Below are 16,189 nucleotides of genomic sequence, written 5' to 3'. Positions count from 1 at the left end.
CCGGCACCGACTGGGTACCGGTCGGCACGCTGGACGGCGTACCCGCGTGGGCGGCCGACGTCGCCGAGGCCGCGGAGTCGTGGGGGCGCTGGCGCAGCTGGCGGTCGCTCGCCGCCGAGCTGCCGGAGCCGTACGCCACGGCGGCCGGGCGGGCGCTGGCCGTGGTCACCTGGCGGCGTACCCACCGGTGGTGCGGTGCGTGCCGGGCCGAACTGGCCGACGTGCCCGGGGAGACCGCCCGGCGGTGCCCCGGCTGCGACCTGTACGTGCCGATGCCGCTCTCCGCCGCCGTGCTCACCGCGATCACCCGCCCCGGCCCGACCGGCGGCCCCGACGAGCTGCTGCTGGTGCGGCACGCGTACGGGCCGACGGAGCTGTGGGCGCTGGTCGCCGGGTTCGTCGAGGCCGGCGAGACGCTGGAGGCGGCGGTACGCCGGGAGGTCGGCGAGGAGGTCGGGCTGGCCGTCGACCGGGTGGCCTACTTCGGCAGCCAGCCGTGGGCGATGTCCGGGCCGGGGACGCTGCTGACCGGGTTCACCGCCACCGCCGCCGACCCGTCCGCCGAGCCGGTGGTGGACGGGCGGGAGCTGGTCGAGGCGCGCTGGTTCCCGCTGGACGCGCTGCCGGCGGAGCTGCGCCGGCGTACTCCATCTCGCGCTGGCTGATCGACGCGGCGGTGACCGCCGGGCGGCGCTGAGCCGGGTCAGACGCCGAGCAGGGTACGCAGGTGGCGCGGCGGCGGGCAGTCGTGCGCGAGCATCGCGTCGTGCCAGTCGCGCACCGACACCCCGTCCGGGCGCGCCGCGGCGATGTCGGCCATCTCGCTGTAGCCCACGAAGTACGTGGAGAGCTGGGTGGAGGTGAGCAGCGCCCGCCGCCACTTGCCGGCCGCCTCGCCCTCCTCCTGGAAACCGCGCCCGGTCATCAGCGCCATCGCCTCGGGCTCGGGCAGGTCCTCGCAGTGCACCAGCTGGTCGAGCAGCGCGTTGATGGTCATCCGCAGCTGCATCTTGAGCTGCTGCAACCGCACCGGCAGGCCACCGAAGCCGAGGCCGGCCATCAGCTCCTCGGTGTAGACCGCCCAGCCCTCGATGAACACGCCGGACTCGGTCAGCGGGCGGACCCGGGTCGGGCCGGCGTACCGGCGGGCGTGGGCGAGCTGGAGGAAATGGCCGGGCATCGCCTCGTGCACGGTGAGGTTGCGGATCATGTGGTCGTTGTACTCGCGGTAGAACGACTCCACCCGGTGCGCGGGCCAGTCCGCCGGGGTGGGCGAGATGCAGTAGAAGGTGGGCAGCGCCGCGGTCTCCAGCGGGCCGGGCGAGTCGCAGTAGGCGACGGCGACGCCCCGGGCGAACTCGGGCATCTCCTGGATCACGCACGGGTCGTCGACCAGGGTGACCAGGTCACGGTCCCGGACGAAGTCGACGGCCTCGTCCAGGGTGGTCGAGGCGAGGTCCACGATGGAGTGGTTGTCGGGGTGCTCGGCGGCGAGCAGGTCCAGCGCCCGGCGTACCGTCTCGTCGTCGGCCGGGCCGCCGACCAGCTCGACGGCCGCGGCGCGGATCTCCTCGGTGACCCGGTCCAGGTTGGCCCAGGCGCGGCGCTGCACCTCGGCGGCGCCCAGCTCGGTGTCGAGGGTGTGCCACAGCCGCGCCTCCCAGCGCCGCCGCCCCAGCCGGGGGTCGCGCCCCGGTCCGGCGTCGGCCGCGAGACCGATGCGCAGCCACGCCACGAACTCCTCCAGCGCCGCGATCGCCGCGGTCGCGGCCGGCTCCACCCGGTCGAACATGGCGGGCGCCTGCGCCAGCAGCAGCGGCACCTCGTCGCGAATCAGCGCCGCCGTGCCGGTGAACTGCCCCACCGCCGTCTCGGCGTGGATCCGGGGCATGTCGCGCAGCGTCGCGCGCGCGGTCGCCAGGGCATCGGGTACGGCCGACAGCCGCCCGACCAGGTGGGTGACGCGTTCCTCGACCGGGGCGTACGGGCGGGCGAGCACCGCGTGCAGCAGCGGCCCGGGGTTGTGCCGCAGCGGGTCCCACTCGTACCCGCGGATCTCACCCAGCTCGAACAGCTCCCGGTCGACCAGGGCGCTGAGCAGCGCGTGGTCGACCTGCTCCTCCACCTCCAGCGCGTCGGGGTCGAGTTCGGAGAGCGCGTCGGCGGCCTCCCGCAGCATCGCCTGGTCGGCCTTGACGGCCTCCGGGGAGAGATCGGGCAGCCGATCGTCGTACCGGTGGTCACCGGCGGAGGTGGCCAGCCCCGGGCGGCTCTCCAGCAACGCCTCGACGATCCGTTCCGCCAGCGGCACGAAGGGTTCCATCCCCAAGACCCTACCCACCACCCTCACCCACCGATGGCCACCACGACCTGCCGCCCCGCGCAGGGTCGAACCCTGCGGAGGGCGATCTGCGGCGTGTCGCGGTGTCGGGATCGCGGGATACCGCGACCTGCCGCATTCCGCGTTGATCATGAGCCTTGTCGGGGCTCGATCGTGAGACCGGCGGCGGCGAGAGGAAGGCGTCAGGCGGAGGGCCCGGCTTCGGCGGTGCGGACCGCGTCGGCGTAGGCGAGGGTGGTACGGCGCAGGGCGGCCTCGGGGTCGATGCCGGCCTCCCGGGCGGCGGCGACGGTGGCCAGCAGGCTGGCACCGAGTCGCGCCTCCGGGTCGACCTGGGTGTCCGCCAGCGGGGGCGGAACGGCGAGGCCGATCCGGCCCGCGCGGTCCAGGATCTTGGCGGCCAGGGCGAGCGCGGGCTGGCTCAGCGCGATGCCGTCCAGCACCGAGGCGCGGGCCTTCTCGGCCTGCTTGATCCGCTCCCAGCTCGCCTCGATCTCCTCCAGCGTGCCCGTCTCCGCGCCGGCGAAGACGTGCGGGTTGCGGCGGACCATCTTGTCCACCAGGCCGCCGGCCACGTCGTCGACGCTCCACCGCTCGCCCTCGGGCAGCTCCTCGGCCAGCCGGGCGTGCAGCAGCACCTGGAGCAGCACGTCACCCAGCTCCTCGCGGAGCGCGTCGGTGTCGTCGGCGCTGATCGCGTCGTAGGCCTCGTAGCACTCCTCCAGCAGGAAGCCGGCGAGGCTGCGGTGGGTCTGCGAGCGCTTCCACGGGTCACCGCCGGGCGAGGCGAGCCGGTCCATCACCTCGACCGCGTCGAGCAGCCGCGCGCCGGGCGGGTCCCAGGAGCCGTACATCAGCTCCAGCTCGGCCAGCCCCGGCTGGCGGGCCAGCCGCAGGCCCAGCTCCCGGGCGAGCGCCTCGTCACCGGCGGGACCGGCCAGCCAGACCGCCGTGCCGTGCGCCGCCACCGCGTCGAGCAGCGCCTGCGTCGCGCCGGCCTCGACCACCGTGACCTCGGCGCCCGCCGCCCGGACCGCCGTGGTCAGCGCGCTCTCCCCGCCCGCCAGCACCGGCGCGGAGCGTACGACGTCCCAGGCGGCCGCGGTCAGCAGGCCGGCCGGCAGCCGGGGCGACGTGACCAGCAGGACGATCCGTGCGGGCCTGCTCAGGGGGCCACCGACCCGGCCTGCTCGGCCGGGGTGGCGACCGGCTCAGGGGTCGAGATGTCGGTCACCGGGCCGCTGGCGTCGACGTACGGCAGGGCGTAGAAGACCAGCTCCTGGCCCTTGTTGACCCAGGACGGGACGCCCAGCGGCCGGAAGCGCGGGTTGACCGACAGGTCCACCTTGTCGGCCTGCTCCTCCAGCGCCGCGCTGAGCGCCGACGCGGTACGGACGAAGCCGCCCTCGCCGAAGAGCTGCCGCACCTCGCCCACCGAGAGCCCGGACTGGATCCCGCCGGTCTCCTCGATGGCGTGGTAGACGGCCATCACCGAGGCGTCGCTGAGCTCGGCCGGCGGCAGTTTCTGGCTGAGCACCATGGAGATGTCGGCCCACTCGCCCCAGAGCTTGGCGAACTCGGCCTGCGGCGGCATCTGGAGCTGCTGCGCGAGCTGCTCCGGGGTGACCTGGTCCGGCACCTGGAGGCCCTGCTCGGCCACTACCCGCTTACCCAGGTCGATGCTGACCAGCAGGTTCACCACGTCCTGCCGGGTCACCCGGGAGCGGAGCTGCTCCGCGTCCGGGGCGACGCCGGCCTGCGTCGCGCTCTGGCGGATCGCCTCCGCGTACTTCGCCTGGGCGTCGTCGTAGATCGCGTCCACCGAGTCGACCGAGTAGGTCCGGTCACCGACGTACGCGGCCACGTCGGGCGAGGACTTCCCGCAGGCGGCGAGGGAGAGGACACCGAGAGCCGCGACGCTGGCGGCGGCGATGAGACGGCGTGCACGCATGCCGGTCACTCTCTCATGCCCGGTACGGCGGTGTGACGCCGCCCACCACGGGCGGGCCGCCTCCCGCCGACGCCCCGACCAGCGCAGCCGGGGGGCCGTCACGCCGACGCCCCGGCCAGCGCGGCGGGCTCGCCCAGGACATCGGAGAGCAGCTGCGCGCACCACTCCAGCAGCGCCTGGTCGCGCAGCGGTTCGCCGCCGACCCGGCGGGTGCTCGGCCGCGGCACGCTGACCTGGTCGGTGGCCTGCTTGTAGACCGAGTCCGGGTGGTAGCGCTTGAGCCGCAGCTGCTTGGAGTCCGGCAGCGGCAGCGGGCCGAACCGGATGTGCTTACCCTGCATCGACACGTCGGTCAGGCCGTACCGGCGGGCCAGCAGGCGGAAGCTGGCCACCGCGACCAGGTTCTGCACCGGGGCGGGCGGCTCGCCGTACCGGTCGGTCATCTCGGCGACCACCTCGCGCAGCCGCTCCTCGTCCCGGGCCTCGGCCAGCTTGCGGTACATCTCCAGCCGCAGCCGCTCCACCCCGACGTAGTCGTGCGGCAGGTGCGCGTCGATCGGAAGGTCGATCTTGACGTCGGCCTCCTCCTCCTGGCGCTCGCCCTTGAACGCCGACACCGCCTCGCCGACCATCCGGACGTACAGGTCGAAGCCGACGCCCTCGATGTGGCCGGATTGCTCGCCGCCGAGCAGGTTGCCGGCGCCCCGGATCTCCAGGTCCTTCATCGCCACGTACATGCCGGCGCCCAGCTCGGTGTGCTGGGCGATGGTGGCGAGCCGCTCGTGGGCGTGCTCGGTCAGCGGCTTCTCCGGCGGGTAGAGGAAGTAGGCGTACGCCCGCTCCCGACCGCGGCCGACCCGGCCCCGGATCTGGTGCAGCTGGGCCAGGCCGAGTAGGTCGGCCCGCTCCACGATCAGGGTGTTGGCGTTCGGGATGTCGATGCCGGACTCCACGATCGTGGTGCAGACCAGGACGTCGAACTCCTTCTCCCAGAAGCCGATCATCACCTTCTCCAGCGCGTCCTCGCCCATCTGGCCGTGCGCCACCGCGACCCGCGCCTCGGGCACCAGCTCCCGGATGCGGCGGGCCGCCTTGTCGATCGACTCGACCCGGTTGTGCAGGTAGAAGACCTGCCCGTCACGGAGCAGCTCGCGGTGGATGGAGGCGGCCACCTGCCGGTCGTCGTACGCCCCGACGAAGGTGAGCACCGGGTGCCGCTCCTCCGGCGGGGTGGCGATGGTGGACATCTCCCGGATGCCGGTGATCGCCATCTCCAGCGTTCGCGGGATCGGGGTGGCCGACATGCTCAGCACGTCCACCGAGGCGCGCAGCGTCTTCAGGTGCTCCTTGTGCTCGACGCCGAACCGCTGCTCCTCGTCGATGACCACCATGCCGAGCTGCTTGAACCGGGTCGCCGTCTGCAGCAGCCGGTGGGTGCCGATGACGATGTCGACGGTCCCGTCGGCGACCATCTCCAACGTCCGCTCGGACTCCTTCGGCGTCTGGAAGCGGGACAGCTGCCGGATGGTCACCGGGAACTGACTCATCCGCTCGGCGAAGGTGTTGTAGTGCTGCTGCACCAGCAGCGTGGTGGGCACCAGCACGGCCACCTGCTTGCCGTCCTGCACCGCCTTGAAGGCGGCCCGCACGGCGATCTCGGTCTTGCCGTAGCCGACGTCGCCACAGATCAGCCGGTCCATCGGGACGGTCTGCTCCATGTCCCGCTTGACCTCTTCGATCGCGGCGAGCTGGTCCGGCGTCTCCTGCCAGGGGAAGGCGTCCTCCAGCTCCCGCTGCCACGGGGTGTCGGGTGCGAACGAGTGCCCCTTGGACGCCTTGCGGGCGGCGTAGAGCTGGATCAGCTGCGCGGCGATCTCCTTGACCGCCTTGCGGGCGCGGGCCTTGGACTTCTGCCAGTCCGAGCCGCCCATCTTGTGCAGGGTGGGCTGCTCGCCGCCGACGTAGCGGCTGAGCTGGTCGAGCTGGTCGGTGGGGACGAAGAGGCGGTCGCCGGGCTGGCCCCGCTTGCTCGGCGCGTACTCGATGACCAGGTATTCCCGGGAGGCGCCGTTGACGGTGCGCTGCACCAGCTCGACGTACCGGCCGATGCCGTGCTGCTCGTGCACCACGTGGTCGCCGGCCTTGAGCTCCAGCGGGTCGATGGTGTTGCGCCGCCGGCTCGGCATCTTGCGCATGTCCCGGGTGGAGGTGCCCCGGCCGCCGGTGACGTCGTTGCCGGTGAGCAGCACGAACCGGGACGCCTCGTCGACGAAGCCGGCGGTCAGGCAGCCACAGCTCACCAGCACCTCGCCGGGGGCGGGCGCGGCCGGCACCTCCTCGACCAGCCGGGCGCCCAGACCGGCGTCGCGGAGCACCTCGACGGCCCGCTGGGCGGGGCCGTGCCCCTCGAAGACCAGCGCGATCGACCAGCCCTCGCCGGCCCAGCGCTTGAGGTCGTCGACCACCCGGGAGGTCTCGCCGTGGTAGAGCGGGGCGGGCTGCGCCGCCAGGCTCACCGCGATCGCGTCGTCGGGCGTGACGTCGACCTCGGTGGGCTCGTCCTCCCAGGCTTGCCGGACTGCGGCGGTGGCGTCCGCCTCGACCAGGCCGAACGGGGCGAGGGTCCACCAGGGCTGGCGCAGCGTGCGGGCCGCCGCGCGTACCTCGGCCAGGGTCCGGAAGGCGGCGGCGCCGAGGTCGACCGGGGCCTGGCCGCCGACGGCCGCCGCGGCCCAACTGGCCTGGAGGAACTCGTCCGAGGTACGGACCAGGTCGTGCGCCCGGGTGCGGATCCGCTCCGGGTCGCAGAGCAGTACGTGGGTGCGGCCGGCATGCAGTCCAGCAGCAGCTCCAGGCTCTCGTTGCCGAGCAGCGCCGGGACCAGCGACTCCATCCCCTCGACCGGGATGCCCTCGGCCAGCTTGTCGAGGATCTCGGCCAGCTCCGGGTGCTCCTGGGCCAGGGCGGCGGCCCGCTCCCGCACCGACGGGGTGAGCAGCAGCTCCCGGCACGGCGGCGCCCAGAGCTGCGGGACCTGCTCGATCGTGCGCTGGTCGGCGACGGCGAAGGTACGGATCTCCTCCACCTCGTCGCCCCAGAACTCGACCCGGGAGGGGTGCTCGTCGGTGGGCGGGAAGACGTCCAGGATGCCGCCGCGCACCGCGAACTCGCCGCGCTTGGTGACCAGGTCGACCCGCGCGTACGCCATGTCGGTGAGCCGGCGGGCCACCTCCTCCAGGTCGGCCTCGTCGCCGGCGGTCAGCTGCACCGGTTCGAGATCGCCCAGCCCCTTGAGCTGCGGTTGCAGCAGCGACCGCACCGGTGCGACGACCACCCGCAGCGGGCCCGTACGGCCGTGCGCGTCGGCCGACTGCGGGTGCGCCAGCCGACGCAGCACGGCCAGCCGGCGACCGACGGTGTCGGAGCGCGGCGAGAGCCGCTCGTGCGGCAGCGTCTCCCAGGACGGGAAGACCGCCACCTGCTCGGGCGGGAGCAGGCTGCCCAGCGCCGAGGCCAGGTCGTCGGCCTCGCGGGTGGTGGCGGTCACGGCGAGCACGGGCCGGCCGGCGCCACCACCGGCGTCGAGGGGATCGGCCGCGACGGCGGCCACGGCGAACGGGCGCAGCGCCGCCGGGGCGGTGAGATCGAGGCCGTCGACCTGGGCGGCACCGGAGCGCGCCAGGTCACGCGCCCGGGCCAGCCCGGGATCGGCCAGGGCGGCGGAGAAGAGTCCGGTGAGCATCTGTGATCACTTCCAGGAAATCGACGCACGGCGACGGCCCCGCGTCCAGCCGGACGGGGGGTGCACCTGTCGAGACTATCCCGCTCGGGAGACAATCCGGGCTGGAGCCGTGGCGGCCGGGCCGGTACCGGATCCGCCGGCGGCCCCGGCGACGGGAGGAACGATGCCGGACCAGGTCGGCGGTGATCCCCGGGCACGGACCACCTCCGGTCGGTGGCGGGTGCTGGGCGTCACCGAAGGTGCCCTGCTCTACCAGGTGCGCTGCCTCGTCGACGATCCGGGCTGGCACGGGCCGCTGCCCAATCTGGGCCACCGGGTCTTCCTCGGCCGCTCCGGAGCCTCCCTGCGCCGGCTCAACGGGCAGCTCACCTTCGCCGACGCCACCTCGGTGCTGTTCAGCCGGCCCGGCGACGAGATGCACGTCAGCCACCCGCTCGGCGACGGTGACGTCTACACCTGTTTGGAACTGTCACCGGAGCTGCTGGCCCACCGGCCGGACGCCGCGCAGTGGCTGGACCGGCGCGGCTGGGACGGCAGCGTGGACGAACGCCTCGACCTGGAACACCGGATGCTGGTGGCCCGCTGCGCGCGGGGCATGGACCGGTTCGAGTTCACCGAGCGCATGCACCGCTTCGTGGGCCGGCTGCTCAGCGTCAGCCCGATCGGCGCCGGCGAGTTCGGCGCGGAGATCGAACGGGCCATCGGCCGGCGTCCCGCCACCCTGGCCGCGCACCGCCGGCTGGCCGACCGGGCCCGGGAGGTGCTCGCCGGCTCCGACTTCCGGCTGGGGCTGACCGAGGTGGCCGAGCAGGTGGGCTGCTCGCCGCACCACCTGAGCCGGGTGTTCCAGCGGGTCACCGGGCAGAGTCTCACCGCGTACGGCAACCGGCTGCGGGTCCGCGCGGTGCTCGACGTGCTGGCCGACGACGACGGGCAGCCGCTGGGCACGGTCGCCGCCGACCACGGCTTCGCCGACCAGGCGCACCTGACCCGGGTGGTCCGGGACCAGGTGGGCCACCCGCCGGCCCAACTGCGCCGGCTGCTCACCGTCGCCGAGGCGGCCTGACCGACCCCGGCGGCCATTCGAGCAAGAATCTTCAAGACCGCGGACCTGTCCCGCCCCGAGGATGGATCACGTCGACCCGGACCGAGCCGCCCGACGAGGCGGCCGGAGGGGGTGCGCGGACCTGTTCGGGGAGGCCCGCAGCCCTCGCCGGGAACGGCGGCCCCCGCAGGGGCCCGCCCGACGTGGAGGTGCCGCGAACCCCCCAGGCGCGGCACCTCCGCCCCGCACCTGTCTGGACACTTCTCCACCCGCTGCCGGCTGCGGGGGCGACGGCCGGCTCCGCTGCCAGTACGTGATCTTGGCGTTATCGTCGCCGCATGCCGGAACTGATCGTGCCCACGGTCCGCCTGCACGCCGCCTGGCTGGAGGCGCATGCGGAGTGGGGCCCCGGGCAGCACGAGGACGGTTTCGGGCTGGGTCCGTCCGACGAGGTGGAGACGCCTGTCGGGTTCGCGGCGTGGGTGGCGCGGCTGACCGGCGAGGTGGACCGGACGAAGGCGACGGGCACCGGCAGCGCGGGTTGCACGTACCGGTGGATCGTCGAAAGCGATCGCGTTCTCGGCGGGATCGCGCTCCGGCACGGTGACAGCGACTACGTGCGGTGGGCCGGCCACCTCGGCTACGGCATCCGGCCCTCGGCGCGCCGGCGCGGGCTGGCCACCTGGGCGGTCGTTCGGATGCTCGCCGAGGCGCGGATGCGCGGCATGGATCGGCTGCTGGTCGTCTGCGCGGTCGACAATGCCGCCTCGGCGAAGACGATCGAGCGGTGCGGCGGCGTCTTCGAGGGCAACCAGGACACCACATTCGGCCCGGTCCGGCGCTACTGGATCAAGCTCTACGTCATGAACGACGTGCCCGCCTGACAGTCCGCCGAGCCGCGCAGATTTTCGGAAAGCGGGGCTGTTTCCGCGCCGGAGGCCACGAGTTCTCCGAAAGTGCGCGGATCTTGCACGAGGCGGACGGCCGGGTGGATCTTGACTGGGGTGGGTGGGCGTGGTCGGGTGGGTGGATGGGGAAGCAGTATCGGGCGCAGTTCGACGCGGAGGTCACGTTCGCCAACGGGGGCGGGCTGCGGACCGACGGGTTCCGGCTGGACATCCCGGGGCCCGAGATCGACGACGCGGCGCTGGCCGCGCTCTTCGTCCGGCACCTCGGGCTGCTGATGGTCGCCGACGTACGGATCACCGGCCGGACGATCATCGAGGAGCCGCACAAGGGCGGCCGGGGCGTCAGCGCCGACCCCGGTGACACCGGCCGACGCCTGGTCGAGCTGAGCCACGTGATCACCGACGGCATGACCACCCTGCCCGGCTGGCCGGGCCCCCGGATCAGCGAGTGGCTGACCCGCGAGGCGTCCCGGGCGAACTACGCCCCGGGCACCGAGTTCCAGGTGAGCCGGATCGACATGATCGCCAACACCGGGACGTACCTGGACTCTCCCGCGCACCGCTGGGCGGAGGGCGCCGACCTCACCGGCGTCCCGCTGGACCGGCTCGCCGACCTGCCCGGCCTGGTGGTCCGGGTGCCGGCCGGCACGCGCGCGGTGGACCGGCTGCTGCTGGCGCCCTACGACGTCGCCGGGCGCGCGGTGCTGCTGCACACCGGCTGGTCCGCGCACTTCGGCACCGACCGGTACGGCGCGCCGGACGCCCCGTACCTCACCGGCGACGGGGCCCGCGCCCTGGTCGAGGCGGGCGCCGCGCTGGTCGGCGTCGACTCGATCAACATCGACGACATGAGCCCGGCGTCCGGGGGCGAGCGCCCGGCGCACAGCGCGCTGCTGGCCGCCGGCATCCCGATCGTGGAGCACCTGACCGGCCTGGACGCCCTGCCCCCGGACGGGTTCCGCTTCACCGCCGCCCCGCCCATGGTGGCCGGCATGGGCACCTTCCCGGTCCGCGCCTTCGCCGTCGTCGGCTGACCCGACTCCCCGGCGTCCGCCGGACGCGGCACCGACGGAGCAGGAGAGCGGGGCTGGGAGCGGCCCGCCTCAGTACCGGACCGAGATTCGGCGCTCGACGGCGTCCACCCGGATCTCCCCGCCGTACGGGATGATCAGCTGCGGGTCGGTGTGGCCGAGGTCGACGTCGAAGACCGCCACCGCGTCGGGGCGGTACGGGGCCAGCGCCCGGCTGACCGCCTCCCGCTGCGCCTCGGCCCACGCCAGCCGGTCCGCGACCGACCGGGGGTTGGCGAAGTCCCACGCCTTGGGGCGGCCGACGACGACGGCGGGAAAGGCCGCGAGCAGCCCCCGCTCCCCCATGTTCCGCACGATGCGGAACACCTCCTGGGCGGTCGGAAGCTCCTGCGAGGTTTCGAGCACCAGCACCGACCCGGCCAGTTCCGCGGCGGCGGGGACCCGGTCGGCGGCCATCAGCCAGTGCAGGATCTCCAGGTTGCCGCCCCAGGTGCGCCCCTGGACCACGGTCGCCGGGCCCTGCCAGTGCCAGCCGGTGCCGGGGAACATCACCGGCTCCTGCGTCAGGGTGGCCGGGTCGCGCCAGTCGCGCGGTTCGTCGCCCCACTCCGGCGCGGGCGTGAGGTCGTACCAGCCGGAGGTGAACAGGGCGGCGCGCAGCGAGTCGAGGGTGAGCGGGTGCGGCCTGCCGGACCGGCCGAGGTGCACCAGCACCGATCCGCCGTGGTACGCCACGATGCCCAGCCGGTAGAGGTGGTTGAGCACGTTGGTGTTGTCCGAGTAGCGAAGTACGGCTTCGGGTTGGCCCGCAGCACCGCGTCGTCCAGGTGCGGGGTGACCGTGATCAGGTCGTCGCCGCCCACGGTGGCCAGCACGGCGGTGATCGTCGGGTCGGCGAAGGCGGCGGTGAGGTCCCGGGCCCGGTCCTTCGGGTCGGCGCCCATCGTCCGGGTCGTCGGATACTCCACCGGCTCCAGGCCGAACTCCTCGCGCAGCCGGCGCAGGCCCAACTCGTACACGTGGGAGAAGAGACCCGGCAGGCCGGCCGAGGGTGAGACGACCGCGACCCGGTCGCCGGGGCGGGGTCTGCGCGGGTAGTTCGGGAAGGTCATGTCCGGACGCTACCGAGCGCGACCAACGGGTTTTCCGGTCGTCCGCCCGACCTCGATCAGGCGGCGGCCCCGCCGGGCAGGGCGGGCGAAACGTCCTGAACACGGGCAAGCGGGGCCCTAGGCTGGCGACGTGGACGAGGAGCCGGAGCTGCGGACCCGCGAGTGGCTGCCCCGCACGGCGGCCCTGCTGGTCGGCACCCTGGCCCTGGCCACCGCGTTCATCGCGGCCTACGTGGGGGCGCTGCACCAGCCGACCCCGCGCGACGTCCCGGTCGGCGTGGTCCTCGGCGACCAGCGCGCCCAGGCCGTGCTCGCCGGGGTGCGCGACCGGACCGACACGATCAAACCCGTCGAGTACGACGACCCGACCGCGGCCGACGACGGCCTGATCGGCCGCGAGGTGTACGCGGTGCTCAGCTCGACACCCCAGGGAAAGCTCCTGCTGACCACCGCCAGCGCGTCCGCGCCCGCCGCCACGGAACTCATCACCCAGGTGCTGACCACCGCGGCCGGGCGCGCGCAGACCCCGATCGAGGTCACCGACGAGGTGCCGGTCTCCGCCGACGACCCGCGCGGCCTGGTGCCGTTCTACCTTGCGGTCGGCCTGGTGCTGGGCGGCTACCTGGCGTCGACCGCGCTGGGGATCTCGCTCGGCACCGCCCCGCACAGTCTCCGCCGGGCCGGCCTGCGGATCGCCTCGCTGGCGGTGCACGCCGTGCTGCTGGCGGTCATCGCCACGCTGCTGGTCGGGCCGGTGCTCGACGTCTGGGACCACGACCTGCCGACGCTCGCCGCCGTCGGCATGCTGACCGCCTTCGCCGCCGCGATGGTCGCCGCCGCCGTCCAGGCCTGGCTGGGCCTGCTCGGCACCGGACTGGTGATCCTGTTGCTGGTGGTGCTCGGCAACCCCGGCTCCGGCGGCATCTACGCCCCGGAGTTCCTGCCCGGGTTCCTGCGCGACATGCACCACTGGAACGTCCCCGGGCTGGCCACCGACCTGGTCAAGTCGGCGGTCTACTTCGACCTGCGCTCCGCCCGGTGGCCGCTGGCCGGGCTGCTGGTCTGGGCCGCGCTCGGCCTGCTCGGCCTGCTCACCGCCACCCTGGCGCGGGGCCGCCGGGCCGCCCGACGATCGCGCCGGCGGCTGGACACCAGGCCGGACGGGTGAACCCGGTGGAGATCGTGGGGAAGGTGACATCGCGGGCCCCCTCCTTACCGGCGGGTCCCCACGGATACGATCGACGGAGTCGGACAGCGCTGTCCTTCGTACTCACGTAAGGAGCGCATGGTGACCGACCAGCACGACCACGACGGCCCCGACGCCGCCCTGCGGGCCGACATCCGCCGCCTCGGCACTCTGCTCGGCCAGACCCTGGCCCGCCAGGAGGGCCGCCCCCTGCTCGACCTGGTCGAGGAGATCCGCGCCCAGGTCCGCTCCGACGCCCCCGCCGCCGCGCAGCGGCTCGGCGGGCTGGACGTCACCACCGGCACGAAGCTGGCCCGTGCCTTCTCCACCTACTTCCACCTGGCCAACATCACCGAACAGGTGCACCGCGCCCGGGACCTGCGCCGACGCCGGGCGGCGCACGGCGGCTGGCTGGACCAGGCGGCCAAGATGATCGCCGAGCGCGGCGTGCCGGCCGAGGAGATCGCCGCGGCGGCCCGTCGGCTCGCGGTACGCCCGGTCTTCACCGCCCACCCCACCGAGGCGGCCCGCCGCTCGATCCTGTCCAAGCTGCGCGCCATCGCCGACGAACTGGACACCGAGACCACCAACGCCATCCTCTACGGCGCCAGCGACGAGGGCCCGGCCAACCGGCGCCTGGCCGAGCTGCTGGACCTGATGTGGCAGACCGACGAGCTGCGGCTGGACCGGCCGGACCCGACAGACGAGGCCCGCAACGCCATCTACTACCTGCGCGACCTGTACGCCGAGGCCGCCCCGCAGGTGCTCGACGACCTCGCCGACACCCTGCGCACCCTCGGCGTGGAGACCTCGCCGACGGCCCGCCCGCTGACCTTCGGCACCTGGATCGGCGGCGACCGGGACGGCAACCCGTTCGTCACCCCGACGGTCACCCGCGAGGTGCTCCACATCCAGCACGAGCACGGCATCAGCGCCACCGAGAAGGCGATGGACCAGCTCATCAACGAGGTCTCGGTCTCCCGGCGGCTGCGGGCGGTGTCGCTGGACCTCTCCGCCAGCCTCGCCGCCGACCTGGACGCGCTGCCCGAGGTGGCGCCCCGGTTCCGCCGGGTCAACGCCGAGGAGCCGTACCGGCTCAAGGCGCGGTGCGTGAAGGCGAAGCTGGCCAACACCCGGGAACGGCTGCGCCGGGGCACCCCGCACGTGCCGGGGCGGGACTACCGCGGCTCAGCCGAGCTGATCGCCGACCTGGAGCTGCTGCGCGCCTCGCTGGCCCGCAACTCCGGGCAGCTCACCGCCGTCGGCCGGCTCGCCTCCACCATCCGTACGGTCTCCGCGTTCGGCCTGCACCTGGCCACCATGGACGTCCGCGAGCACGCCGAGGCGCACCACGCGGTGCTGGCCCAGCTCTACGCGGCGGTCGGCGAGGTGTCGGACTACCCGTCGCTGACCCGGCTGGAGCGGACCAAGCTCCTCGCCGACGAGCTGGCCGGCCGCCGGCCGCTGTCGACGCTGGACACCCCGCTGACCGAGAACGCGCAGAAGACGTTCGACGTGTTCGGTGCGATCCGCGAGGCGCAGGACCGGTTCGGCGCCGAGGTGATCGAGTCGTACATCATCTCGATGACCCTCGGCGTCGACGACGTGCTCGCCGCCGTGGTGCTGGGGCGCGAGGCCGGGCTTATCGACGTGCACAGCGGCCGGGCCCGGATTGGCTTCGTGCCGCTGCTGGAGACCCCGGCGGAGCTGAACGCCGGCGGCGAGCTGCTCGACGAGCTGCTGTCGCTGCCCGCGTACCGGGCGCTGGTCGCGGCCCGCGGCGACGTGCAGGAGGTGATGCTGGGCTACTCCGACTCCAACAAGGAGGCCGGCATCACCACCAGCCAGTGGTCGATCCACCGGGCGCAGCGGGCGCTGCGCGACGTGGCCGCCCGGCACGGCGTGCACCTGCGGCTCTTCCACGGCCGGGGCGGCACGGTCGGGCGCGGCGGCGGGCCGACGCACGAGGCGATCCTGGCCCAGCCGTACGGCACCCTGGACGGCGCGATCAAGGTGACCGAGCAGGGCGAGGTCATCTCCGACAAGTACACGCTGCCGGCGCTGGCCCGGGAGAACCTGGAGCTGACCGTCGCGGCGGTGCTCCAGGCGACGCTGCTGCACACCGCGCCCCGCCAGCCGGCCGAGATGCTGGAGCGCTGGGACGCGACCATGGACGTGGTCTCCGAGTCGGCCTTCCGGTCCTACCGGAGCCTGGTCGAGGACCCGGACCTGCCGGCGTACTTCTGGGCCTCCACCCCCACCGAGCTGCTCGGCGCGCTCAACATCGGCTCCCGGCCGGCGAAGCGGCCGAACACCGGGGCCGGGCTGGGCGGGCTGCGGGCCATTCCGTGGGTGTTCGGCTGGACGCAGACCCGGCAGATCGTGCCGGGCTGGTTCGGCGTCGGCTCCGGGCTGGCGGCGGCGCGGGCGGCCGGGCTGGAGGACGTGCTCGCCGAGATGAACCGCAACTGGCACTTCTTCCGCACGTTCCTGTCGAACGTCGAGATGATGCTCACCAAGACCGACCTGAGCATCGCCCGCCGCTACGTGGAGACCCTGGTCCCGAAGAAGCTGCACCCGATCTTCGACAAGATCGAGCAGGAGTACGAGCTGACCAAGCAGGAGGTGCTGGCGGTGACCGCCGCACCCGCCCTGCTGGAGAACTCGCCGGTGCTCCAGCGCACCCTCGCGGTCCGGGACACCTACCTGGAGCCGCTGCACCACCTCCAGGTGGCGCTGCTGCGGCAGTACCGGGACTCCGGGGCCGCCGGGCGCGCGGTGGCGACCGCGCCGGGCGGCCGCCGCGCGCCGAGCGACGGTACGGCGTTGGAGCGGGCCCTGCTCACCACGGTCAACGGCATCGCCGCCGGGAT

Annotated in this window: 9 protein-coding genes and 2 pseudogenes; 6 read left to right on the top strand and 5 right to left on the bottom strand. The window is 73.8% G+C overall.

The window, feature by feature from the left end:
• The coding region (locus tag JNW89_RS10075; protein ID WP_238448684.1) for an NAD(+) diphosphatase at positions 1-665 on the top strand (665 nt) is incomplete at its 5' end.
• A gap of 38 nt (positions 666-703) precedes the next feature.
• On the opposite strand, the gene JNW89_RS10070 is transcribed toward JNW89_RS10075, so the two are convergent.
• The 4 genes and pseudogenes from JNW89_RS10070 to mfd all read right to left on the bottom strand — a co-directional run bounded on the left by JNW89_RS10070 (position 704) and on the right by mfd (position 8,034).
• A complete protein-coding gene (locus tag JNW89_RS10070; RefSeq protein ID WP_238448683.1) occupies positions 704-2,323 on the bottom strand; it encodes a DUF885 domain-containing protein in 1,620 nt (539 codons plus the stop codon).
• A 200-nt stretch (positions 2,324-2,523) separates the two neighbouring features.
• The gene (locus JNW89_RS10065; RefSeq protein ID WP_238448685.1) at positions 2,524-3,510 is read right to left on the bottom strand and encodes a nucleoside triphosphate pyrophosphohydrolase; all 987 of its coding nucleotides are present in this window, start codon (positions 3,508-3,510) and stop codon (positions 2,524-2,526) included.
• Positions 3,507-4,292, bottom strand: a complete 786-nt coding sequence (locus JNW89_RS10060; RefSeq protein ID WP_238448682.1) for a hypothetical protein — start codon at positions 4,290-4,292, stop codon at positions 3,507-3,509. The genes JNW89_RS10065 and JNW89_RS10060 overlap by 4 nt, the downstream gene beginning before the upstream one ends.
• A gap of 98 nt (positions 4,293-4,390) precedes the next feature.
• Positions 4,391-8,034, bottom strand: a pseudogene (gene mfd / locus JNW89_RS10055) (transcription-repair coupling factor).
• Positions 8,035-8,197: 163 nt separating this feature from the next.
• Between mfd and JNW89_RS10050 the strand changes: the two are divergent.
• The 3 genes from JNW89_RS10050 (at position 8,198) to JNW89_RS10040 (ending at position 11,021) form a co-directional block, all read left to right on the top strand.
• Entirely contained in the window at positions 8,198-9,100 is a 903-nt protein-coding gene (locus tag JNW89_RS10050; RefSeq protein WP_238448681.1) for an AraC family transcriptional regulator, read from the top strand.
• 317 nt (positions 9,101-9,417) lie between these two features.
• Positions 9,418-9,963, top strand: coding sequence for a GNAT family N-acetyltransferase (locus JNW89_RS10045; protein ID WP_238448680.1), 546 nt, complete (start codon positions 9,418-9,420; stop codon positions 9,961-9,963).
• A gap of 146 nt (positions 9,964-10,109) precedes the next feature.
• The gene (locus JNW89_RS10040) at positions 10,110-11,021 is read left to right on the top strand and encodes a cyclase family protein (protein WP_238448679.1); all 912 of its coding nucleotides are present in this window, start codon (positions 10,110-10,112) and stop codon (positions 11,019-11,021) included.
• A gap of 69 nt (positions 11,022-11,090) precedes the next feature.
• On the opposite strand, the pseudogene JNW89_RS10035 reads toward JNW89_RS10040, so the two are convergent.
• Positions 11,091-12,130 (bottom strand): annotated as a pseudogene (locus tag JNW89_RS10035) (S66 peptidase family protein).
• Between the two features lie 130 nt (positions 12,131-12,260).
• On the opposite strand from JNW89_RS10035, the gene JNW89_RS10030 reads away from it, so the two are divergent.
• Both JNW89_RS10030 and ppc read left to right on the top strand, forming a co-directional pair.
• Complete coding sequence (locus JNW89_RS10030; protein WP_238448678.1) at positions 12,261-13,298, top strand: hypothetical protein; 1,038 nt, start codon at positions 12,261-12,263, stop codon at positions 13,296-13,298.
• Positions 13,299-13,418: 120 nt separating this feature from the next.
• Positions 13,419-16,189, top strand: a 2,771-nt coding sequence (gene ppc, locus JNW89_RS10025; protein WP_238448677.1) for a phosphoenolpyruvate carboxylase, incomplete at its 3' end; no start/stop codon positions are given.

Source organism: Micromonospora sp. 4G55, assembly GCF_016803375.1.
The sequence above is the reverse complement of the archived record's forward strand: the minus strand, read 5'-3'. Positions and strand labels throughout refer to the sequence as shown.